Below are 15,416 nucleotides of genomic sequence, written 5' to 3'. Positions count from 1 at the left end.
GCTCGACTTGCATGTGTTAGGCCTGCCGCCAGCGTTCAATCTGAGCCATGATCAAACTCTTCAATTTAAGATTTTGTCGGCTCAATGAATACTGACTTCAAAACTATTATTCATTCGAAAATGAACATGTAATTTTAAAGCTATTATCGTTCCAACAGAACGATAATGAATTGACTGTGCCAAGACCGAAGTCTTGATTGGTCACTCAGTTCATTGAAACCAAAGTGATTCCTAAGAATCAATTTTGATATTCATCAACGAGTGCCCACACAGATTGATAGGTTTAAATTGTTAAAGAGCTTTTCTTCTTTGCGACTCACATCACATCGGAAGAGGCGGCCATTCTAGCGAGATAATTTATTGTGTCAAACACTTTTTAAAAAATCTTTTTAGCTATAAGCCTAACTGACATTCTTCGCTGAAGCCTTGTGGCGTCTGCCGTGTCAGTGAGGCGGCATTATAGAGAACAGATTAAACTTGGCAACCCTTTTTCCTAAAAAAATAGAAAAAAAGTACTTACATGGACAAAAGGTATTCAAACTGCCGTTTCCTTGAGTTTTAAGATTAAATTTTAACCAATCTGATTGAGCATTTCTGTATTAAATTGCTCTAAATCTAACTCCACGCCCCATCTTTCTGCGTCTTCCTGTAGTTCATTTATCGATTTAACAACACTTGTTATGGTCAATGTATTGTTATCCAGCTCAAAGACCTGTTTTTGCGTCATGTAGTAGAAGTAGAGGATCTGCAAAGCAATACGATTTCCTTGCTTCGCTTCTTTCTTTATCTGCTTTAGCTTTCGGTAAACACGGTTGTGTATGTTTTTAAGCCTCCATACATATACGACTTCTTTTAAGTAAGGCTGCCCTTTAAGCTTATTCAAAGAAAAACTATTCACTGCGACAGCAATAATGACCCCGATTAAATTTAGGTGAAAATGTCCTGTCGGTTCTCCAGAAACAGTCTCCTCAGATCCAAACAAATGAATAAGAATGGCTCCAAAGCCAACCGCCATTACTGCCAACGAAGAGACAAAAGCAATAATGACCGTATTTATCTTCTTTCTATAATCCTGTTTATCTACCTTCAATAGTTTCATAGTTCTTCCTTTCGTTACTTTGGGCATATTACCCAACTAGACAAGAGCTACAAGATTTTCCTTCTCGTCATTAGCCATTGATCAATTTCCCCATATAAATTGACTTAAAGGAAAGAAAGGAGTTACATACCGCATCTATGTTTGGTTCTCACTTTTATCCAAACTCTCCAAAGAATTATTATTAGGTCATCATATGCGTTCTTTCGTATTACGTGCTCGTGCTGCCCCGACAGAGAGCAAGCTCATTCTAGAAGGTGTTGGTCAAGACGCTCATACAGAGATTCTTGCACACACATTAATGAACACAATTTTCGTCGCTCAGTCCCATCGAGAAGACGTTACCGTTCACTTAGTATTAGAAAGTACTAAAGACTTCTCGCGTACTATCACCTTCGATTCAAATCAAATAACCAATATTGGTGGCTTCCATGAATCTGCGCTATTGGCTGCGGTCGTTCGTGCTGTAGATGCTTCGCAAGGAATGACTAAGGAGCAAACTCGCCAAGTTGAGCCCGGAATTCAGGTTCGTACAGTGAGTTTCGAAAAATTAGTAAAGGAACTGTCGGAAGACCATCAGCTTTATATGATGGATAAAAAAGGCGAGTTTATCCGTGATGCTGAGATCGCTGAAAAACCATGTTTCCTTTTAACAGACCATATCCCGATGCCCAAAAAGAGCTTCAATAGCCTTAAACGTTTGGGGACGGAAAAGATCAGTTTAGGTCCCAATATGCTTTTCGCTTCTCAGTGCGTCGTATTAATAAACAACGAGCTGGATTTGCGCGACTTCTAATTGGACCTCGTAATATAAAGCCCAGAAAACCTTCTGGGCCTATTTAGTCAACTTCCCGCTTTCAACATCAGCATTCACGTCGCTACATCAAGTCACACATTAGTATTTCGTATTCTTCCTTCGCTAACGAAATGAGGTTACTCAGTTCCAGAGCATCTTTATCTGTTAGCAGCAAGCACCAAGCTCCTGATTGCCCTTTTTCATCATATCCCGTTAGCTTGGTTGCGCCCTCTATGTTTTCAAAGGAAATTTTGTCGAATTCAACATTATGATTTTCACGTGATTCCAATATCTCACATTCCAGACGGCCAATCGGATTCACTTCTATATGGGCATGAAAGTGATGTTGATTTTGAACTATATAGTCGCGGTGTATGCCAAACATAAAGCCTCCTTCAAGTTTATTTTAAGATACCAACCCGAGTGTAGACCATGGTTCTCAACTTTCTTACTTGATGGGAAGTCTATTGATACTAGGCAAACTTAGCGCGAGTATTATGACAATCGTATCGCATCACCTTGACGTCTTAATTTGTGGCTAATTCATCGAAAAATGCTGCCAAATTTCTTTTGCTACCGGACCAACAACTTTGTTTTTCAGCTTAGCGACATAGATAGGCAGTTCAAAGTCGCCATATATCTCTAAAGTGATCAACTGTCCGCTTTTGAGCTCTTCTTCAATTAGGTGCAATGGAACTCTTCCCCACCCTAGTCCTGATACGATCAGCGCTTTTTTGGTGGTTAAATCCGTGACATACCATTTCAACGCGTCGTCTATAATCCCCGTATCAGGCGCTTTTTCATCGCTGGATTTCATGATGACTTGTGGGTAGGCAGCAAGGTCACGTTCTACAATCGGTACACCATCTTTCAACAGTGTTTTTGATATGACCAATGGAATGTTAATCGTGTCTATTTGTTGGTAATCCACCAGCTTGTGACGTGAAGGCGTACCATAGATGGCAACATCCACCGTTTCTTCGAGTAGCTTTCTCTCTCCTGAAGCCACTTCTATGTCTAAATGTATTGTGGTTGATGGGTAGCGTTGTTTTAGCGTTTGTAGCAAGCGGGTGATTTTCTCGATTGGGAATAACGAACCCACGCCCAACCTTAATTCCGTCTCCACTTCTCCTTTCATTTCTTTTATGAAAGCTTCAAATTCGTTCGCTTGCCGTAGCAAATGACGAATTCGTACGATGAGCATCTTTCCTTCGGCGGTGAGCTCCGGGCGATACGTATCGCGTGTGAATATTTGAATCCCATAGTGAGATTCCATTTGTTTCACTGAGTATGAAACCGCAGAGCGCACCTTATGAAGCTTTTCACTGGCCTTCTGAAAGCTCCCTTCAGTACAAATCGCTTCTATTACTTGCAGGTGTTCTAAATTTGTCATAGTCAAATATTATGACCGTTTAGGTCTAATATCTATGCTTTTTTTTGACCTTGTTGTTTTCTAAAGTAACCCTCATCGCATCGCTACTCGCTCAAGGACAGATTATGACATTGAAATCAAACACGCTTCGAACACCAGACCAAGCATTTGAGAACCTGACTGATTACCCATTTACGCCAAACTACTTATACGTCGATGGGTTACGCATGCACTATGTCGATGAAGGTCGCCAGCACAGCAAAACCATTTTTCTCTTTCATGGTCAACCGACTTGGAGCTACCTATATCGACATATGATCCCTTTACTTGTGGATGCCGGATATCGTGTCATCGCTCCCGACTTAATTGGTTTTGGTAAGTCAGACAAACCACTGTCAGCAAATCAACATACCTACGCCAACCATGTGAAATGGATGCAGAGCTTTGTTCAACAGCTCGATATCAAAAATGCTGCGGCCTTCTTTCAAGATTGGGGGGGAATGATTGGGCTTAGAGTTCTGGCGCAAGAGCCTGAATGGCTTTCTCGCCTCATGCTGTCAAACACCGCTCTTGCCGAAATGAATGGCTTAGAAAAATTCATGGTACCGAAAGTCCTTAAAGCGATGGCAGCATTCGCAGGAAAACCGGATTTAGCGACACTAAAAAGCAAAATCACCTATGGAAATTGGGCTGGGTATTTCAGACATTCAGATCAACTCGAAATCGGTGAAGTAATCCAGGCCTTATCGACTAAATCGCTTACTGCCGACGAAATGTCCGCCTACGATGCGCCTTTCCCAAATGCTGACTATTATGCCGCTCCGAGAAAAATGCCGGAAATCGTAGCTTCAGAGCTAGATGACGTTAACCAAGATTGGAAAGCACTCAAGGATTGGAAGCATCCAGTGCTGACATTGTTCAGTGACCTTGACCCTTTCTTGGCAGACAAAGGCTATGACATCAAATTTCAAAATAACTTTAGTGGTGCATTCAAGCAGCCGCATACCACCATCAAGAATGCATCTCACTTTTTACAAGAAGATCAGTCTGCGGTTCTAGCTGAGCAAGCCACGCAGTGGTTACAACAAACTCGTTTTTAATAAGGAAGCATCCATGAAAATTTTAGCTATTGGCGCAAACGGCGTGATTGGGCAAGCCGTTTTAGAACGACTAAAGGATCAACATGAGGTTATTGCCGTTGGTAACAGTAAAGGCGATCTTAGAGTCAATATAGAGGATAAGGATTCTCTCCGAGCTCTGTTTGCTAATGTTGGGCACGTAGACGCAATTATCAGCATGGCGGGTAACGGTCAAATGGGCGCGCTGTCGGAAATGCAAGATTCAGACTTTGATACCGTGTTCGACAACAAAGTCATGGGGCAGGTCAACATAGTTAGAGTTGGGCTTGATTATCTCAATGAAGGGGGCAGCATTACTTTAACATCCGGAGAAGCGGCATTTAACTCGATGCCAGGCGTCAGTGCCATCTCTATGGGAACGGCGGCAATCAACGCGTTTGTTGCGAACGTATCTCTTGAACTGTCAGGGAATAAACGCATCAATGCCGTTAGCCCGAGCCTAGTGAAAGAAACCATGGACCTTTGGGGCGTGGATAGTGCCAATGGGATTAAAGCGAGCGATGTGGCTTCCTACTATTATGCTAGCATTTCAGGCGATGAAACTGGCAGAGTATATCGCGCGATTCATGGCCCCTACACACCAAGTACCAAACCTGCTTATTTAATATCTTCAAGCTTGTACCCAGAAGGGCATACTCCACTACTAGAATACGCACAAGCCTGTGGCCCGATATTCAAAGCCCACGGAGCTGAGCCTATCGTGGTGGGGAATACAGAACAAACCGTCAATATTGTCGACCAAGATTGGCCCGATCAGAATGCGAAGGTAACGATAGTTAAATTCCCGTCCATGCAAGCCTTACTCGTTTGTTTTAACTCTCAAGCATACCAAGACGTAAAACACTTACGTGAAAATGCTATCGAGACTAAATTTTCTCTCGCCGTCGAATAGCAAACAAAGTCCTTCAAAAGAGCCCAAACATTTTGGGCTCTCAGTTAGAACATCGATTAACTAAAAATCATGCTATATAGATACCCCGCCCCAATCGCCATACTTAAAATAACGGTTAGAAATGCCACTATCATTTGGTTTTTGAAGATCGACTTCAGCAAAATAACTTCCGTCAAACTTGCACCAGCACTACCAATGATCAGCGCCATCACCGAGCCAAGTGCCATGCCTTTTTGAACTAAAGCCGCGCTCAATGGAATCACCGCTTCTGCACGTATATATAGTGGTATACCAATGACTGCTGCGATAGGAATCGCGTACCACTTACCTTCACCTGCATATTCAGCAATCAAGTCCGTTGGGATAAAACCATAGATGAATGAACCAATCGCAATACCCATCATTAGGTAAGGGAAAACCTGTTTAAAGTCTTTCCACGTTGAAAGCCAGATACGCATCCAACGGTTTGGTTCTTTCTTCTCTACGACTGTCGCCATCGCAGCGCCATCGATTGAGCAGCATGATACTTCTACTGTTGGTTCTTCTTTTGTACCACCGCATGAAGTTTCTTTTGCCATTACTGGTGCAGAATCGCCACATGAAGATGGCCCACAAGAAGAAGCTTGTTTCTCAACTTTTGGAGCAGAATCGCCACAACTTGTCCCACAACTTGAAGCGCCTGCTGACTCGTACGCTTCTGGTTTTACGTAACGTTCAAAACCAAGCTTCTCAAGGACGTAGCCCGCTATAACAGAAACGGCCATCGCAATCGCGAAATAAAACACCGCGACTTTCCAACCAAAGGTCACCACAAACAGTCCAATGATCACTGGATTCAACAACGGGCTGCCAAATAGGAACACCATCATCGGTCCGAACCCCGCTCTTGCTCTCAACAGACCTTTCAAGAAAGGGATGGTTGAGCAAGAACAAAACGGAGTAATCGCCCCCAATAATGCCGCGACAAAGTACCCCTTTCCGTTACGCGAACTCAGAATTGATTGGATTTTTTCCGGTGTTAAAAACTCTTGCAATACACCAACAATGTAGCTTATCGCTAAGAACAAGATGATCAGCTCTGTCGCCAAGAAAGCAAACATGTCCAAGGCTTCACTTGCCATCACCATATATTCATTGCTCATTTTTACTCCTCCACCACATCGTGGTGTGCATTTATTACTTCACTAAAACAAAATAAATCATTTCGATTTTTCTCGAATTATAGAAATATTAAATTCTGTTGCAAGCTTTATTTCGACAAATATGGAAATAAATACCTTTAGTGTTTGAATAAGGGCTTACCATTGAGAGAAAAATGAAGTTTGTCATTCGATAACATTTCCATTATTATCGAATTATTAATTCGCTATATCTGAGGTACCCTGTGGAATTAGAAGCTGTCGCAAAAGCACTTAAAGAGCTAGGCCACCCAACACGTCTATCCATCTATAAGTCTGTAGTAAAAGCTGGCTATCAAGGCATCGCGGTAGGCGGTATTCAAGAACAACTTGATATTCCAGGCTCAACCTTGTCGCACCACATTTCTAGCCTATCATCTGCAGGGCTGCTTACTCAGAGACGCGAAGGCCGCACTCTATTTTGTGTCGCGGAGTACACCTGCTTAGAAAAGGTCATAGGTTTCCTACAAGACGAGTGTTGTGCTGATGAAAAGTGCCAATAAACCCCTTCAACTTGAAACCATTTGGCGAGACTACCAACAAGCCATCCGTGCTTTCTTGCACTCTAAAGTATCGAATAGTGACGACGTAGAAGATCTGCAACAAGAGATCCTACTCAAAACCCATCAAAATCTGGCGACCCTTGAAGATTCAAGCAATATCAAATCGTGGCTGTTCCAAATAGCGAATCGGACGATCATTGATTTCTATCGTAAAAGAGCTCGACAAGATAGAGATGGCCATTTGCAGGCTGACGATCTTTGGTTTGAAGAAAGCGAAACCGATGTGGCGCAAGAACTGGCACAATGTATCTCGCCATTTATCCAAGCGCTTCCCAGTAAGCAGGCGGCGTTATTGGATGCTGTCGAGCTACAAGGTGAGAGCCAAAAAGCGCTAGCAGAGAGAAGTGGGACAAGTTATTCGACTCTAAAATCTCAGGTCCAAAAAAGCCGTGCAGATTTGCGAGCTCTGTTCGAAGAATGCTGCCACTTATCACTCGATAAGCATGGCAATGTCATCGATTTCCAAGCGAAGAATCAAAGCTGTAGAAATTGCTAAGTGACCTTAGATACTTGTCTAACCAATATAAAAAAGCTAGCCGTTATGGCTAGCTTTTCATTTTAACTATTGCTGGGCAACCGGTTGATAACGCCCCGGCTTATGATTCATCGCCAGTATTAAGTTAGTCGCTATCGCCCCGAGAACAGATAGCAAAATTAAATTCACATCAACGATGAACAACGACATCACAACAATGCTGCAATCCAAAAGCATTTGAATTTTCCCAGCTCGGATTCCAAAGCGTTCCTGCAAGTAAAGGGCTAAGATGTTGAATCCACCTAAACTCATCTTGTGCCTAAAGATCACTAGCATTCCAATGCCGATCAAACCACCACCTAACAATGCCGCGTAAAGCGGATGAATTTGAGAAATTTGAATCACGTTATGTAAGTGGTCTACAGCAAACGACACAATCGAAACCGCAATAAAAGTATTCACGGTAAATCGCCATCCCATACGCATAACAGACAGCACATAAAAAGGCAGGTTTAGTGCAAAGAAGATTTGCCCAAAACTGAAATCTGATACTTTCGTAAGGAAGATTGCCAATCCGGCAGTACCACCAGTTAACAAGCCTACTTGACTAAAAAAGATAACACCAAGAGACACCAATGCACTGCCAAGTGTCAGCGCAAGCAAGTTCTCTCTGAGGTTATGGTCTTGATCCATGATGAAGCTCCTACATCCTTGTGTACCGATAAAAAGTAATCCATCAGTAAAATAAGGCGACTAAAATGCCGAGATTTTATAAGCATGTCGAGATGTAAGGCGCTGTTAACAAGAAAATACTCTGTATAATTATTTTTACATAAACGCTGAAGTGAGGCGTTCTGAGTGTTTACAGCTTGGACAATTTCATCACGCCAGCCGCTATTTTTCGGCAACTGAGCATGACGATCAATGAAACCATTAAAGCGACTACAAAAGAGTAATTCACTGAGGCAGTCAATAGCCATTGACCCAATAACTTAGAGAAACTATCGATAAACCAATATAAGCCCACTAAGAAAGTACCACCAAATATCAGCGTCTCGGAATCTAATGTCGGGCATGGTTCAAGCTCTACGGTTTTAGGCACTAAGCTTTTAGGCACTAACCAATTTGCAATTCGCGAGCTATGGTAGCAAGCCAGCGTAGATAGCAAGATCGGAACAACAATATAACCTCCGATTGTCGCCGCTAACACCGTCATTGACTGTTGCCAAAATTGCGGCATTCCCATTGCCGGTAACAGAGCGAAGATGCTTTTCATCAACGCTAACAACGCAATAGCTCTTACCAATATTATCGCCAATACTTTCACAAGATCTTCCCCCTGATTAAATAGCACCGAATAGTAGCATGTAAGTCGGTAAAATTTTTCAACTTCAATCTATGCACATTGTGCATGTTATAAATCACAAATGGTCATTTGTTTCATAGTGGTGGGGACATTATGATGCGCGCCTTCTCTAATCTTTGAACACATTAGGATTCATGTTTTCGCAATCCCTTCTTGCTCAGTTGAGCAGAATGATCATTTTGTTAAGCATCAGCTTAGTTATCGTCCATCACAGCAAACCTTTGGTCGAACTGCTTGCCCAATACGCGATAACAAGCGGGTGCCATCAACAATCTGACCATGAACATAACCACGGTTCTCACGAACACCATCATTAAAACAAGAGCAATCAATGAGTATTTTTCGTTTTCCTTTATTAGTTTGGCTAGGGATTGGCACACTAATTATGAGCCTTGGGATTAGGCAATCTTTTGGTATTTTCATGATGCCTATCTCCGAACATTTCGGAACTGGCCGTGAGTTCTTTAGCTTCGCTATCGCCCTTCAAAACCTTCTATTTGGTGTTTTCCAACCTTTTGTGGGAATTGCTGCTGACAAATGGGGCGCAAAACGCATCATCGTCATCGGTGCTTGCGCCTATGGACTGGGTTTACTACTGACCTCTATTGCCACCGAATCAAGCATGCTTTACCTCTCTTTGGGTGCCTTAGTCGGGTTAGGGCTCAGTGCAACAAGCTATGTCATTGTTCTAGGTGCGGTGGCGAAAGTGGTTCCTGCACAACACGCCGCTAAGGCATTTGGCCTCACCACTGCTGCTGGATCATTTGGTATGTTCGCGGTGATCCCCGGCGCGCAATACATGCTAAACGAGTTCGATTGGCAAACCGCCATGCACGTATTCGCGCTGCTGTGCTGCTTTATGATTGCGTTCGCCTTGTTTATGAAAACACCAAAAGAAAAGCAGGCCACACAAACACAAACACAAAATCACGCTCCGACCTTATCTCTTAAGGAAGCACTGTCTGAAGCTTTTTCACACCGAGGCTATTGGTTAATCCACGCCGGATTTTTTGTGTGCGGATTTCATGTCATGTTTATTGCCACGCACTTACCTAGCTACCTTGCCGATAAAGATTTACCCGCAAGCAGTGCAGCTATGGCACTCGCCTACGTTGGTATTTTCAATATCTTTGGGTCTTACTTTTGGGGCGTAATGGGCGATAAGTTCAGTAAACGTCACGTGATGTCTGCACTTTATTTTGTGAGAACGGCCGTGATTGCTGGGTTTGTGACTCTGCCGGTCACCGAATCAACCGCCGCAATTTTTGGCGGAGCCATCGGCTTTTGCTGGTTAGGCACCGTACCTTTAACATCAGGGCTCGTTAGACAAATCTTCGGGGCTCAATACCTTTCTAGCCTATATGGCTTGGTATTTTTCACCCATCAAGTCGGCAGTTTCTTAGGGGCATGGGCAGGCGGTCGTATTTACGATTATTATGGATCTTACGAGCCAATTTGGTGGTCGACCGTGGTGCTCGCATTCCTTGCCGCCCTCATCCATTTACCTATTAACGATAAGCCCGTTGAGCGCCCATCGCTTGCTACAGCTTAACGAATACCAAGCCTCCTACAATGGAGGCTTTGTTCATTAATAGGGGAAATTTTTGCTGTTAATTATTCAGAAACCATTACCATGAGGAGTAATACCTCCTACTCATCTAATTCAGGCACGCCATGATCCTAGAAAGCTTAGATCAATCCGCTTTAATCGCTATTGCACTCATTTTTGTTGGCTCATTCGTTCAAACGGCGATTGGTTTTGGCTTAGCGATTGTCGCGGCCCCCCTACTCTTTCTTGTTTCCCCTGATTATGTACCCGCCCCTATCTGCTTAGTGGCACTGTTCATCTCTATTTTGAATGCAATGAAACATCGAGAAAACATCTCTATTGGGGGATTAAAAATGGCATTAATTGGGCGCGTTCCCGGTTCATTGGCTGGCGGTGTATTGTTGGTGATGGTTTCAACTAGCGCTTTATCTCTTTGGCTAGGGTTTCTTGTGGTGTTTGCGGTGGCGGTCAGCCTATTACCATTTCGTATCGAGCCTACTCCCGTTCGAATGGGGATTGCTGGGTTTTTCTCAGGATTTTTTGGTACCAGTTCCGCGATAGGCGGCCCACCAATGGCTTTATTACTGCAACATCAGGAAGCAAACCAACTACGCGGTAACCTTTCTGCATTCTTCGTTTTTAGTTCGATCATTTCTCTATTGGTCCAAATCCCCGCAGGCTTTCTAACCTTGCATCACCTCATCATCACCATTCCGCTTATCCCTGCGTCTTGGTTAGGCTATAAGCTAGCCATGATGACCACACAAAGTTTACCGAAAGAAAAAATCCGTATTGGTGCTTTAAGCTTATGCTCAATCAGCGGTTTGACCGCAATATGGCAAGGTTTATCTGTGGGGTAATCAAGCAAAGTCAATAGGTTTAATTTGAACATCTCCCTCTATTGGCCGGATTGCAGTAAACAAAGAGGTTGATACTATTCCATTAATCTTGCTACGGGCTTTAGGAATAGAAATGAAACAAGTAACAATAGACATCGTATCCGACGTCGTATGCCCTTGGTGTATTATCGGCTACGAACGACTTCAATCGGCACTTAACACACTAAACGGTGAGATAAGTGCTCAGGTTCAGTTCCACCCATTTGAACTCAATCCGGCGATGCCTCAAGGCGGGCAAAACCTACGCGAACACTTAGCTGAAAAGTACGGGACAACACCCCAAGCCAGCAACGAAGCTCGCGAAATGATCACAAATGCAGGCAAAGAGCTCGGATTCACCTTCAATTTCACCGATGAAATGCGCATGTACAATACGCGTAAAGCTCATCAACTGTTGCTTTGGGCCAGTGAATTCAATAAACAAACTGAGCTAAAACTGGCGATGTTTACCGCTTACTTTACTCACAATGAAAACATCGAAGATGATCAAGTGCTTCTCGCACTAGCAAAATCGGTGAACTTAGATGTAGAGCAGGCTCAAATCACGCTTTCTGATCCAAGCTGGGCACAAAAAGTTGAAGCGATTGAGCAGCAATGGATGAATGCAGGTATTCAAGGCGTACCAGCCTATATCATCAATCAAAAGCATTTGATCACTGGCGCTCAAGAACCAGCGACCCTTGCACAAGCCATTCGTGAAATATCAGAACTTGATTAAGCCTCACGCTTATCTTTGCATCTAGTGCAGCCAGTGTAAGAAGCTAGGCATTAACAAAACGCTTTCTAAATTCTTGTGGCGTTAGCCCCATTATGCGCAGGAATAATTTCCGACAAGCACTGGCATCTTCATAGCCGACCTGATGAACGATCCACTCAAATGAGTTACTGGAAGTCTCCAGTAACTCACATACCTTTTGGACTCGTAAGTGCTGAATATATTCTGTCGGATTGAGCCCTGTAGCCTTTTTAAATCGACGTAAAAAGGTCCGCTCCCCTAAACAGCAATACTCTGCTAACACCAACAGGGTTATCTGCTGCGTAACGTGTTGCAACATCCACTTCTGTACTTTGAGGATCAAATCATCACCGTGGTTATAAACAGGAGTAAATTGTTTGTAGTACCTCTGCTCTCTTGTCCCCGTATCCACCACCAGCATTTTGCCTAACTGCCTCATGACACTCGGTTGCGAATATTGTCCGACTAGCTCTAAGCCTAAATCGACCCAAGACATCATGCCACCTGCAGTGATCACATCCGACTCGTTAATCAATATTTTGTCGGTGTCCAAGCTAAGTTCAGGAAAACGTTCAATAAAGGCCGCCGCTAGTCCCCAGTGTGTGGTGATCTTTCGATGATTCAATACCCCTGTTTTCGCCAAGATAAATGCGCCCGCACAGGCCGAACATAATATTGCTCCCAGCGAGGCTTGATCTTGCAGCCATTTCACCAGTGAAGGGCCAGGCTCTAGGTAGTAATCGCTACTGTTGCTTGGCGGCAATATAACGATATCGAACACTTGTTTTTGCTCATTCGTTTCGACACCTTCTAACCTGAGTTTATGATCGATATCGACAATCACAGGCTCAAATTGGAAGCTTAGTCCTTGTTCTTCACACGCTAAGTTCGCCATCTGGAACAATTCTTCTAGACCATAAAGCGCTGATTTCAAACTACCTTGATAGTTCACTATCGCTATTTTCAGACTCATTTATAGCCCTTGTCAGTTTTACCCTTAATAACGTCATTAATGACACTGTTTGAATTTTTGTTCAAGCCTCAATATATCGGCGTACCGAAAAACACCGACATAATAAGGACACATAATGACGAACAAAGCATTGCTAGTAATCGACCTACAAAACGACTACTTCGAGGAAGGCAAATTCCCATTATGGAACACGCAAAACACCCTCACGAATATCAAAAACGCGATCGATTTAGCGACTGAACGCGGTATTAAAATCATCCATATTCAGCATATCGCTGATTCGCAAGCAGGGCCTGCTCCATTTTTTAATCCAGACACTGATGGCGCCAATATTCACCCAGAGATTTTGAACCAAGCGCCAGATGCCGATGTCGTGATAAAGCATTTTGCAGATAGTTTTGAACAAACTGAACTAGAAGCCGTGTTACAGCAACACGGTATTGATGAACTGCTACTGTGTGGAATGATGACCCAGAACTGCGTAACACATACCGCAATTTCCAAAGCGGCAGAGAAATACAACCCCAAAGTGATTGTCGATTGCTGTACAACCGTAGACGAAATGATCCACAACATCGCGTTGCACGCGATTTCTACGCGAATACCCCTCCTGTCTAGCGAACAAGCATTTTCGTAATCTACAGGCACAAAAAAAAGAGCACCGAGTGCTCTTTTTGATTTATAGACTATTACGTGACTCATTACTTGTCTTGTACATCTAACCCTTGCTGCCAGAATGCGATTTCCATGCGAGTCGCCGTTCTAAACACTTCTACCAAATTTCGTCCGCGCTGGCTGTTAATATCAATTTCAGCAAGAAGTTCATCAATGTGAGCCGTTCCCTCTGCTACGCCTTGTTGAAATTCTTCACCGCTGTACAGCTCTATCCAGCTTGCGAACGGGTTTCCTTCAAAAACCGTTTGTTCGCTTACCTTTAAATTTCGCCCAATCTCAGCGTAACCGATAGAACATGGCGCAAGCGCTGCGTACAAATCGACAATGTCTCCGGTCATGCCAGCATCAAGAACATAACGTGTGTATGCGACAGTGCCAAAATCTTCCGGTTCTGCTTCTAAGTCTGACTCTGTCAGTCTCCAATTACCGCAATAAGTAATATGATGATTAATCTCCGAATCCAGTAAGGCATGCACACTTGGCAAAGCTTTACGCATGTCAGCTAACGTACGAGCTTTGTAAATCGCGAGTGCATAAGCCCGAGCGTACTGCTTTAAAAATAGGAAATCTTGTTTCAAATAATGCAAATAACAAGGTTGTGCGAGCGTTCCTTCTGCTAGCTTCTGTACAAACTCATGCTTTGTATACGCATCCCAATCAGCGCGACAAGCATTGATCAAATCTTGGTGATTCATAGTGTTACTACTTCTTGGTCAATTATTGAAAACTAGGCACGTAATCTTGAGCTTTAGGTAAAGTCTTAATGATTTTCTGATCGTACATAAACTGCGCGTAATCGTCGTAACGTTTCAGATCGACAGCAGAAGGGCGTAACGCGAAGCGAGTTAATGTGTCGTTCCAAGCGCGTTTATTCAGTTCATTATTTAGTGTATCTGGAGCATAAGCGACGAACTCGTTCCAAGACTTTTTAGGATGGTTCACTATGTAGGTTGTCGCTTGTTCTAACGCTTTGTTAAAGGCTTTGATCGCCGCTTGATCATAAGTGTTGGCGTTGGCTACAAATACCAACTCATCATAGGCAGGCACACCATGCTCTTCAGGGAAGAAGGCTTTCGCTTGGTAACCTTCTAGCGCAAGCTGATTCGTTTCAAAGTTACGTAAGCCACCCCAGATTGCATCCACTTTTCCAGACGCTAATGAAGACGATAATGCCCAACCTACGTTAATGATTTCCACATCCTCATAGTTCACATCACCCGTTTTCAGCATAGTGCCAATGGTAGCTTCTTCGTTACCTGCGATTGCGATACCGATCTTTTTGCCTTTTAGATCAGAAAGGCTATCGACCTTTTTATTGTCTAATACCATTAATGTGTTAAGAGGGGTCGCAATCAATGTTGCAGCGCGAATCAACGGCAGACCTGCGGCTACATCAATGGTCAGGTTTGGTTGGTATGAGATAGCAAGATCAACTTTATCCGCAGCCACCAGCTTAGGTGGTGTACTCGGATCCGCCGGTTCTTGGACGTTGACTTTCAGCCCTTGTTCGGCAAAGTATCCGCGCTCTTTGGCTATAACAATTGGCCCGTGGTTAGGGTTCACGAACCAATCCAGCATTAGCGTGAGTTCTTTAGTTTGAGCTTGTACATTAAAAGTAAATGCCGAAGCTGCTAGCGCAACTGCGCCTATAATGGATTGTTTTTTCACTAGATTTCCTTTTGAATTTTCATTTTTATAATGTCCCAT

General features: G+C 43.4%; 19 protein-coding genes and 1 rRNA gene. 10 read left to right on the top strand and 10 right to left on the bottom strand.

Features of this window, described 5'->3' with window-relative positions:
* A 16S ribosomal RNA gene (locus ACHUFI_RS03495) occupies nt 1-67 on the bottom strand; the annotation flags it as partial.
* A 504-nt stretch (nt 68-571) separates the two neighbouring features.
* Nucleotides 572-1,099: a DUF3087 domain-containing protein gene (locus ACHUFI_RS03490; protein ID WP_394246926.1), complete on the bottom strand. Its 528-nt coding sequence runs from the start codon at nt 1,097-1,099 to the stop codon at nt 572-574.
* Between the two features lie 193 nt (nt 1,100-1,292).
* On the opposite strand from ACHUFI_RS03490, the gene trmY reads away from it, so the two are divergent.
* Complete coding sequence (gene trmY, locus ACHUFI_RS03485) at nt 1,293-1,892, top strand: tRNA (pseudouridine(54)-N(1))-methyltransferase TrmY (protein WP_394246925.1); 600 nt, start codon at nt 1,293-1,295, stop codon at nt 1,890-1,892.
* An 82-nt stretch (nt 1,893-1,974) separates the two neighbouring features.
* Here the strand turns inward: trmY and ACHUFI_RS03480 are convergent, their stop codons facing one another.
* The gene (locus ACHUFI_RS03480; protein WP_394246923.1) at nt 1,975-2,277 is read right to left on the bottom strand and encodes a hypothetical protein; all 303 of its coding nucleotides are present in this window, start codon (nt 2,275-2,277) and stop codon (nt 1,975-1,977) included.
* Between the two features lie 153 nt (nt 2,278-2,430).
* Nucleotides 2,431-3,285 (bottom strand): LysR family transcriptional regulator, encoded by an 855-nt coding sequence (locus tag ACHUFI_RS03475; RefSeq protein WP_394246921.1) that lies wholly within the window; start codon nt 3,283-3,285, stop codon nt 2,431-2,433.
* Nucleotides 3,286-3,389: 104 nt separating this feature from the next.
* Here ACHUFI_RS03475 and ACHUFI_RS03470 point away from each other — a divergent pair, with 104 nt between their 5' ends.
* Both ACHUFI_RS03470 and ACHUFI_RS03465 read left to right on the top strand, forming a co-directional pair.
* A complete protein-coding gene (locus tag ACHUFI_RS03470; RefSeq protein WP_394246920.1) occupies nt 3,390-4,364 on the top strand; it encodes a haloalkane dehalogenase in 975 nt (324 codons plus the stop codon).
* Between the two features lie 13 nt (nt 4,365-4,377).
* Complete coding sequence (locus ACHUFI_RS03465) at nt 4,378-5,295, top strand: short chain dehydrogenase (RefSeq protein WP_394246918.1); 918 nt, start codon at nt 4,378-4,380, stop codon at nt 5,293-5,295.
* A 56-nt stretch (nt 5,296-5,351) separates the two neighbouring features.
* Here the strand turns inward: ACHUFI_RS03465 and ACHUFI_RS03460 are convergent, their stop codons facing one another.
* Entirely contained in the window at nt 5,352-6,437 is a 1,086-nt protein-coding gene (locus ACHUFI_RS03460) for a permease (RefSeq protein ID WP_394246916.1), read from the bottom strand.
* A gap of 242 nt (nt 6,438-6,679) precedes the next feature.
* On the opposite strand from ACHUFI_RS03460, the gene ACHUFI_RS03455 reads away from it, so the two are divergent.
* Both ACHUFI_RS03455 and sigZ read left to right on the top strand, forming a co-directional pair.
* Entirely contained in the window at nt 6,680-6,976 is a 297-nt protein-coding gene (locus ACHUFI_RS03455) for an ArsR/SmtB family transcription factor (RefSeq protein ID WP_394246914.1), read from the top strand.
* Nucleotides 6,960-7,532, top strand: a complete 573-nt coding sequence (gene sigZ / locus ACHUFI_RS03450) for an RNA polymerase sigma factor SigZ (RefSeq protein WP_394246912.1) — start codon at nt 6,960-6,962, stop codon at nt 7,530-7,532. Before ACHUFI_RS03455 ends, sigZ begins: the two co-directional genes overlap by 17 nt.
* Before the next feature lie 66 nt (nt 7,533-7,598).
* Here the strand turns inward: sigZ and ACHUFI_RS03445 are convergent, their stop codons facing one another.
* Nucleotides 7,599-8,204 carry a YitT family protein gene (locus ACHUFI_RS03445; RefSeq protein WP_394246910.1) on the bottom strand — a complete coding sequence of 202 codons (606 nt, stop codon included), beginning with the start codon at nt 8,202-8,204 and terminating at the stop codon, nt 7,599-7,601.
* A gap of 169 nt (nt 8,205-8,373) precedes the next feature.
* Nucleotides 8,374-8,838 (bottom strand): hypothetical protein, encoded by a 465-nt coding sequence (locus tag ACHUFI_RS03440; protein ID WP_394246909.1) that lies wholly within the window; start codon nt 8,836-8,838, stop codon nt 8,374-8,376.
* 173 nt (nt 8,839-9,011) lie between these two features.
* On the opposite strand from ACHUFI_RS03440, the gene ACHUFI_RS03435 reads away from it, so the two are divergent.
* The 4 genes from ACHUFI_RS03435 (at nt 9,012) to ACHUFI_RS03420 (ending at nt 12,043) form a co-directional block, all read left to right on the top strand.
* The gene (locus ACHUFI_RS03435) at nt 9,012-9,194 is read left to right on the top strand and encodes a hypothetical protein (RefSeq protein WP_394246907.1); all 183 of its coding nucleotides are present in this window, start codon (nt 9,012-9,014) and stop codon (nt 9,192-9,194) included.
* A gap of 14 nt (nt 9,195-9,208) precedes the next feature.
* Nucleotides 9,209-10,429: an MFS transporter gene (locus ACHUFI_RS03430; RefSeq protein ID WP_394246905.1), complete on the top strand. Its 1,221-nt coding sequence runs from the start codon at nt 9,209-9,211 to the stop codon at nt 10,427-10,429.
* A gap of 122 nt (nt 10,430-10,551) precedes the next feature.
* Nucleotides 10,552-11,286 (top strand): sulfite exporter TauE/SafE family protein, encoded by a 735-nt coding sequence (locus tag ACHUFI_RS03425; RefSeq protein WP_394246904.1) that lies wholly within the window; start codon nt 10,552-10,554, stop codon nt 11,284-11,286.
* A gap of 112 nt (nt 11,287-11,398) precedes the next feature.
* Nucleotides 11,399-12,043: a DsbA family oxidoreductase gene (locus ACHUFI_RS03420; protein ID WP_394246902.1), complete on the top strand. Its 645-nt coding sequence runs from the start codon at nt 11,399-11,401 to the stop codon at nt 12,041-12,043.
* Nucleotides 12,044-12,086: 43 nt separating this feature from the next.
* On the opposite strand, the gene ACHUFI_RS03415 is transcribed toward ACHUFI_RS03420, so the two are convergent.
* The gene (locus ACHUFI_RS03415; RefSeq protein WP_394246901.1) at nt 12,087-13,034 is read right to left on the bottom strand and encodes a GlxA family transcriptional regulator; all 948 of its coding nucleotides are present in this window, start codon (nt 13,032-13,034) and stop codon (nt 12,087-12,089) included.
* Between the two features lie 115 nt (nt 13,035-13,149).
* On the opposite strand from ACHUFI_RS03415, the gene ACHUFI_RS03410 reads away from it, so the two are divergent.
* The gene (locus ACHUFI_RS03410; protein ID WP_394246900.1) at nt 13,150-13,671 is read left to right on the top strand and encodes a cysteine hydrolase family protein; all 522 of its coding nucleotides are present in this window, start codon (nt 13,150-13,152) and stop codon (nt 13,669-13,671) included.
* Between the two features lie 64 nt (nt 13,672-13,735).
* Here the strand turns inward: ACHUFI_RS03410 and tenA are convergent, their stop codons facing one another.
* Complete coding sequence (gene tenA, locus ACHUFI_RS03405) at nt 13,736-14,404, bottom strand: thiaminase II (RefSeq protein WP_394246899.1); 669 nt, start codon at nt 14,402-14,404, stop codon at nt 13,736-13,738.
* A gap of 22 nt (nt 14,405-14,426) precedes the next feature.
* Entirely contained in the window at nt 14,427-15,416 is a 990-nt protein-coding gene (locus ACHUFI_RS03400; RefSeq protein WP_394246898.1) for an ABC transporter substrate-binding protein, read from the bottom strand.

The organism is Vibrio profundi, assembly GCF_043642225.1.
Lineage (GTDB): Bacteria > Pseudomonadota > Gammaproteobacteria > Enterobacterales > Vibrionaceae > Vibrio > Vibrio profundi_A.
The sequence above is the reverse complement of the archived record's forward strand: the minus strand, read 5'-3'. Positions and strand labels throughout refer to the sequence as shown.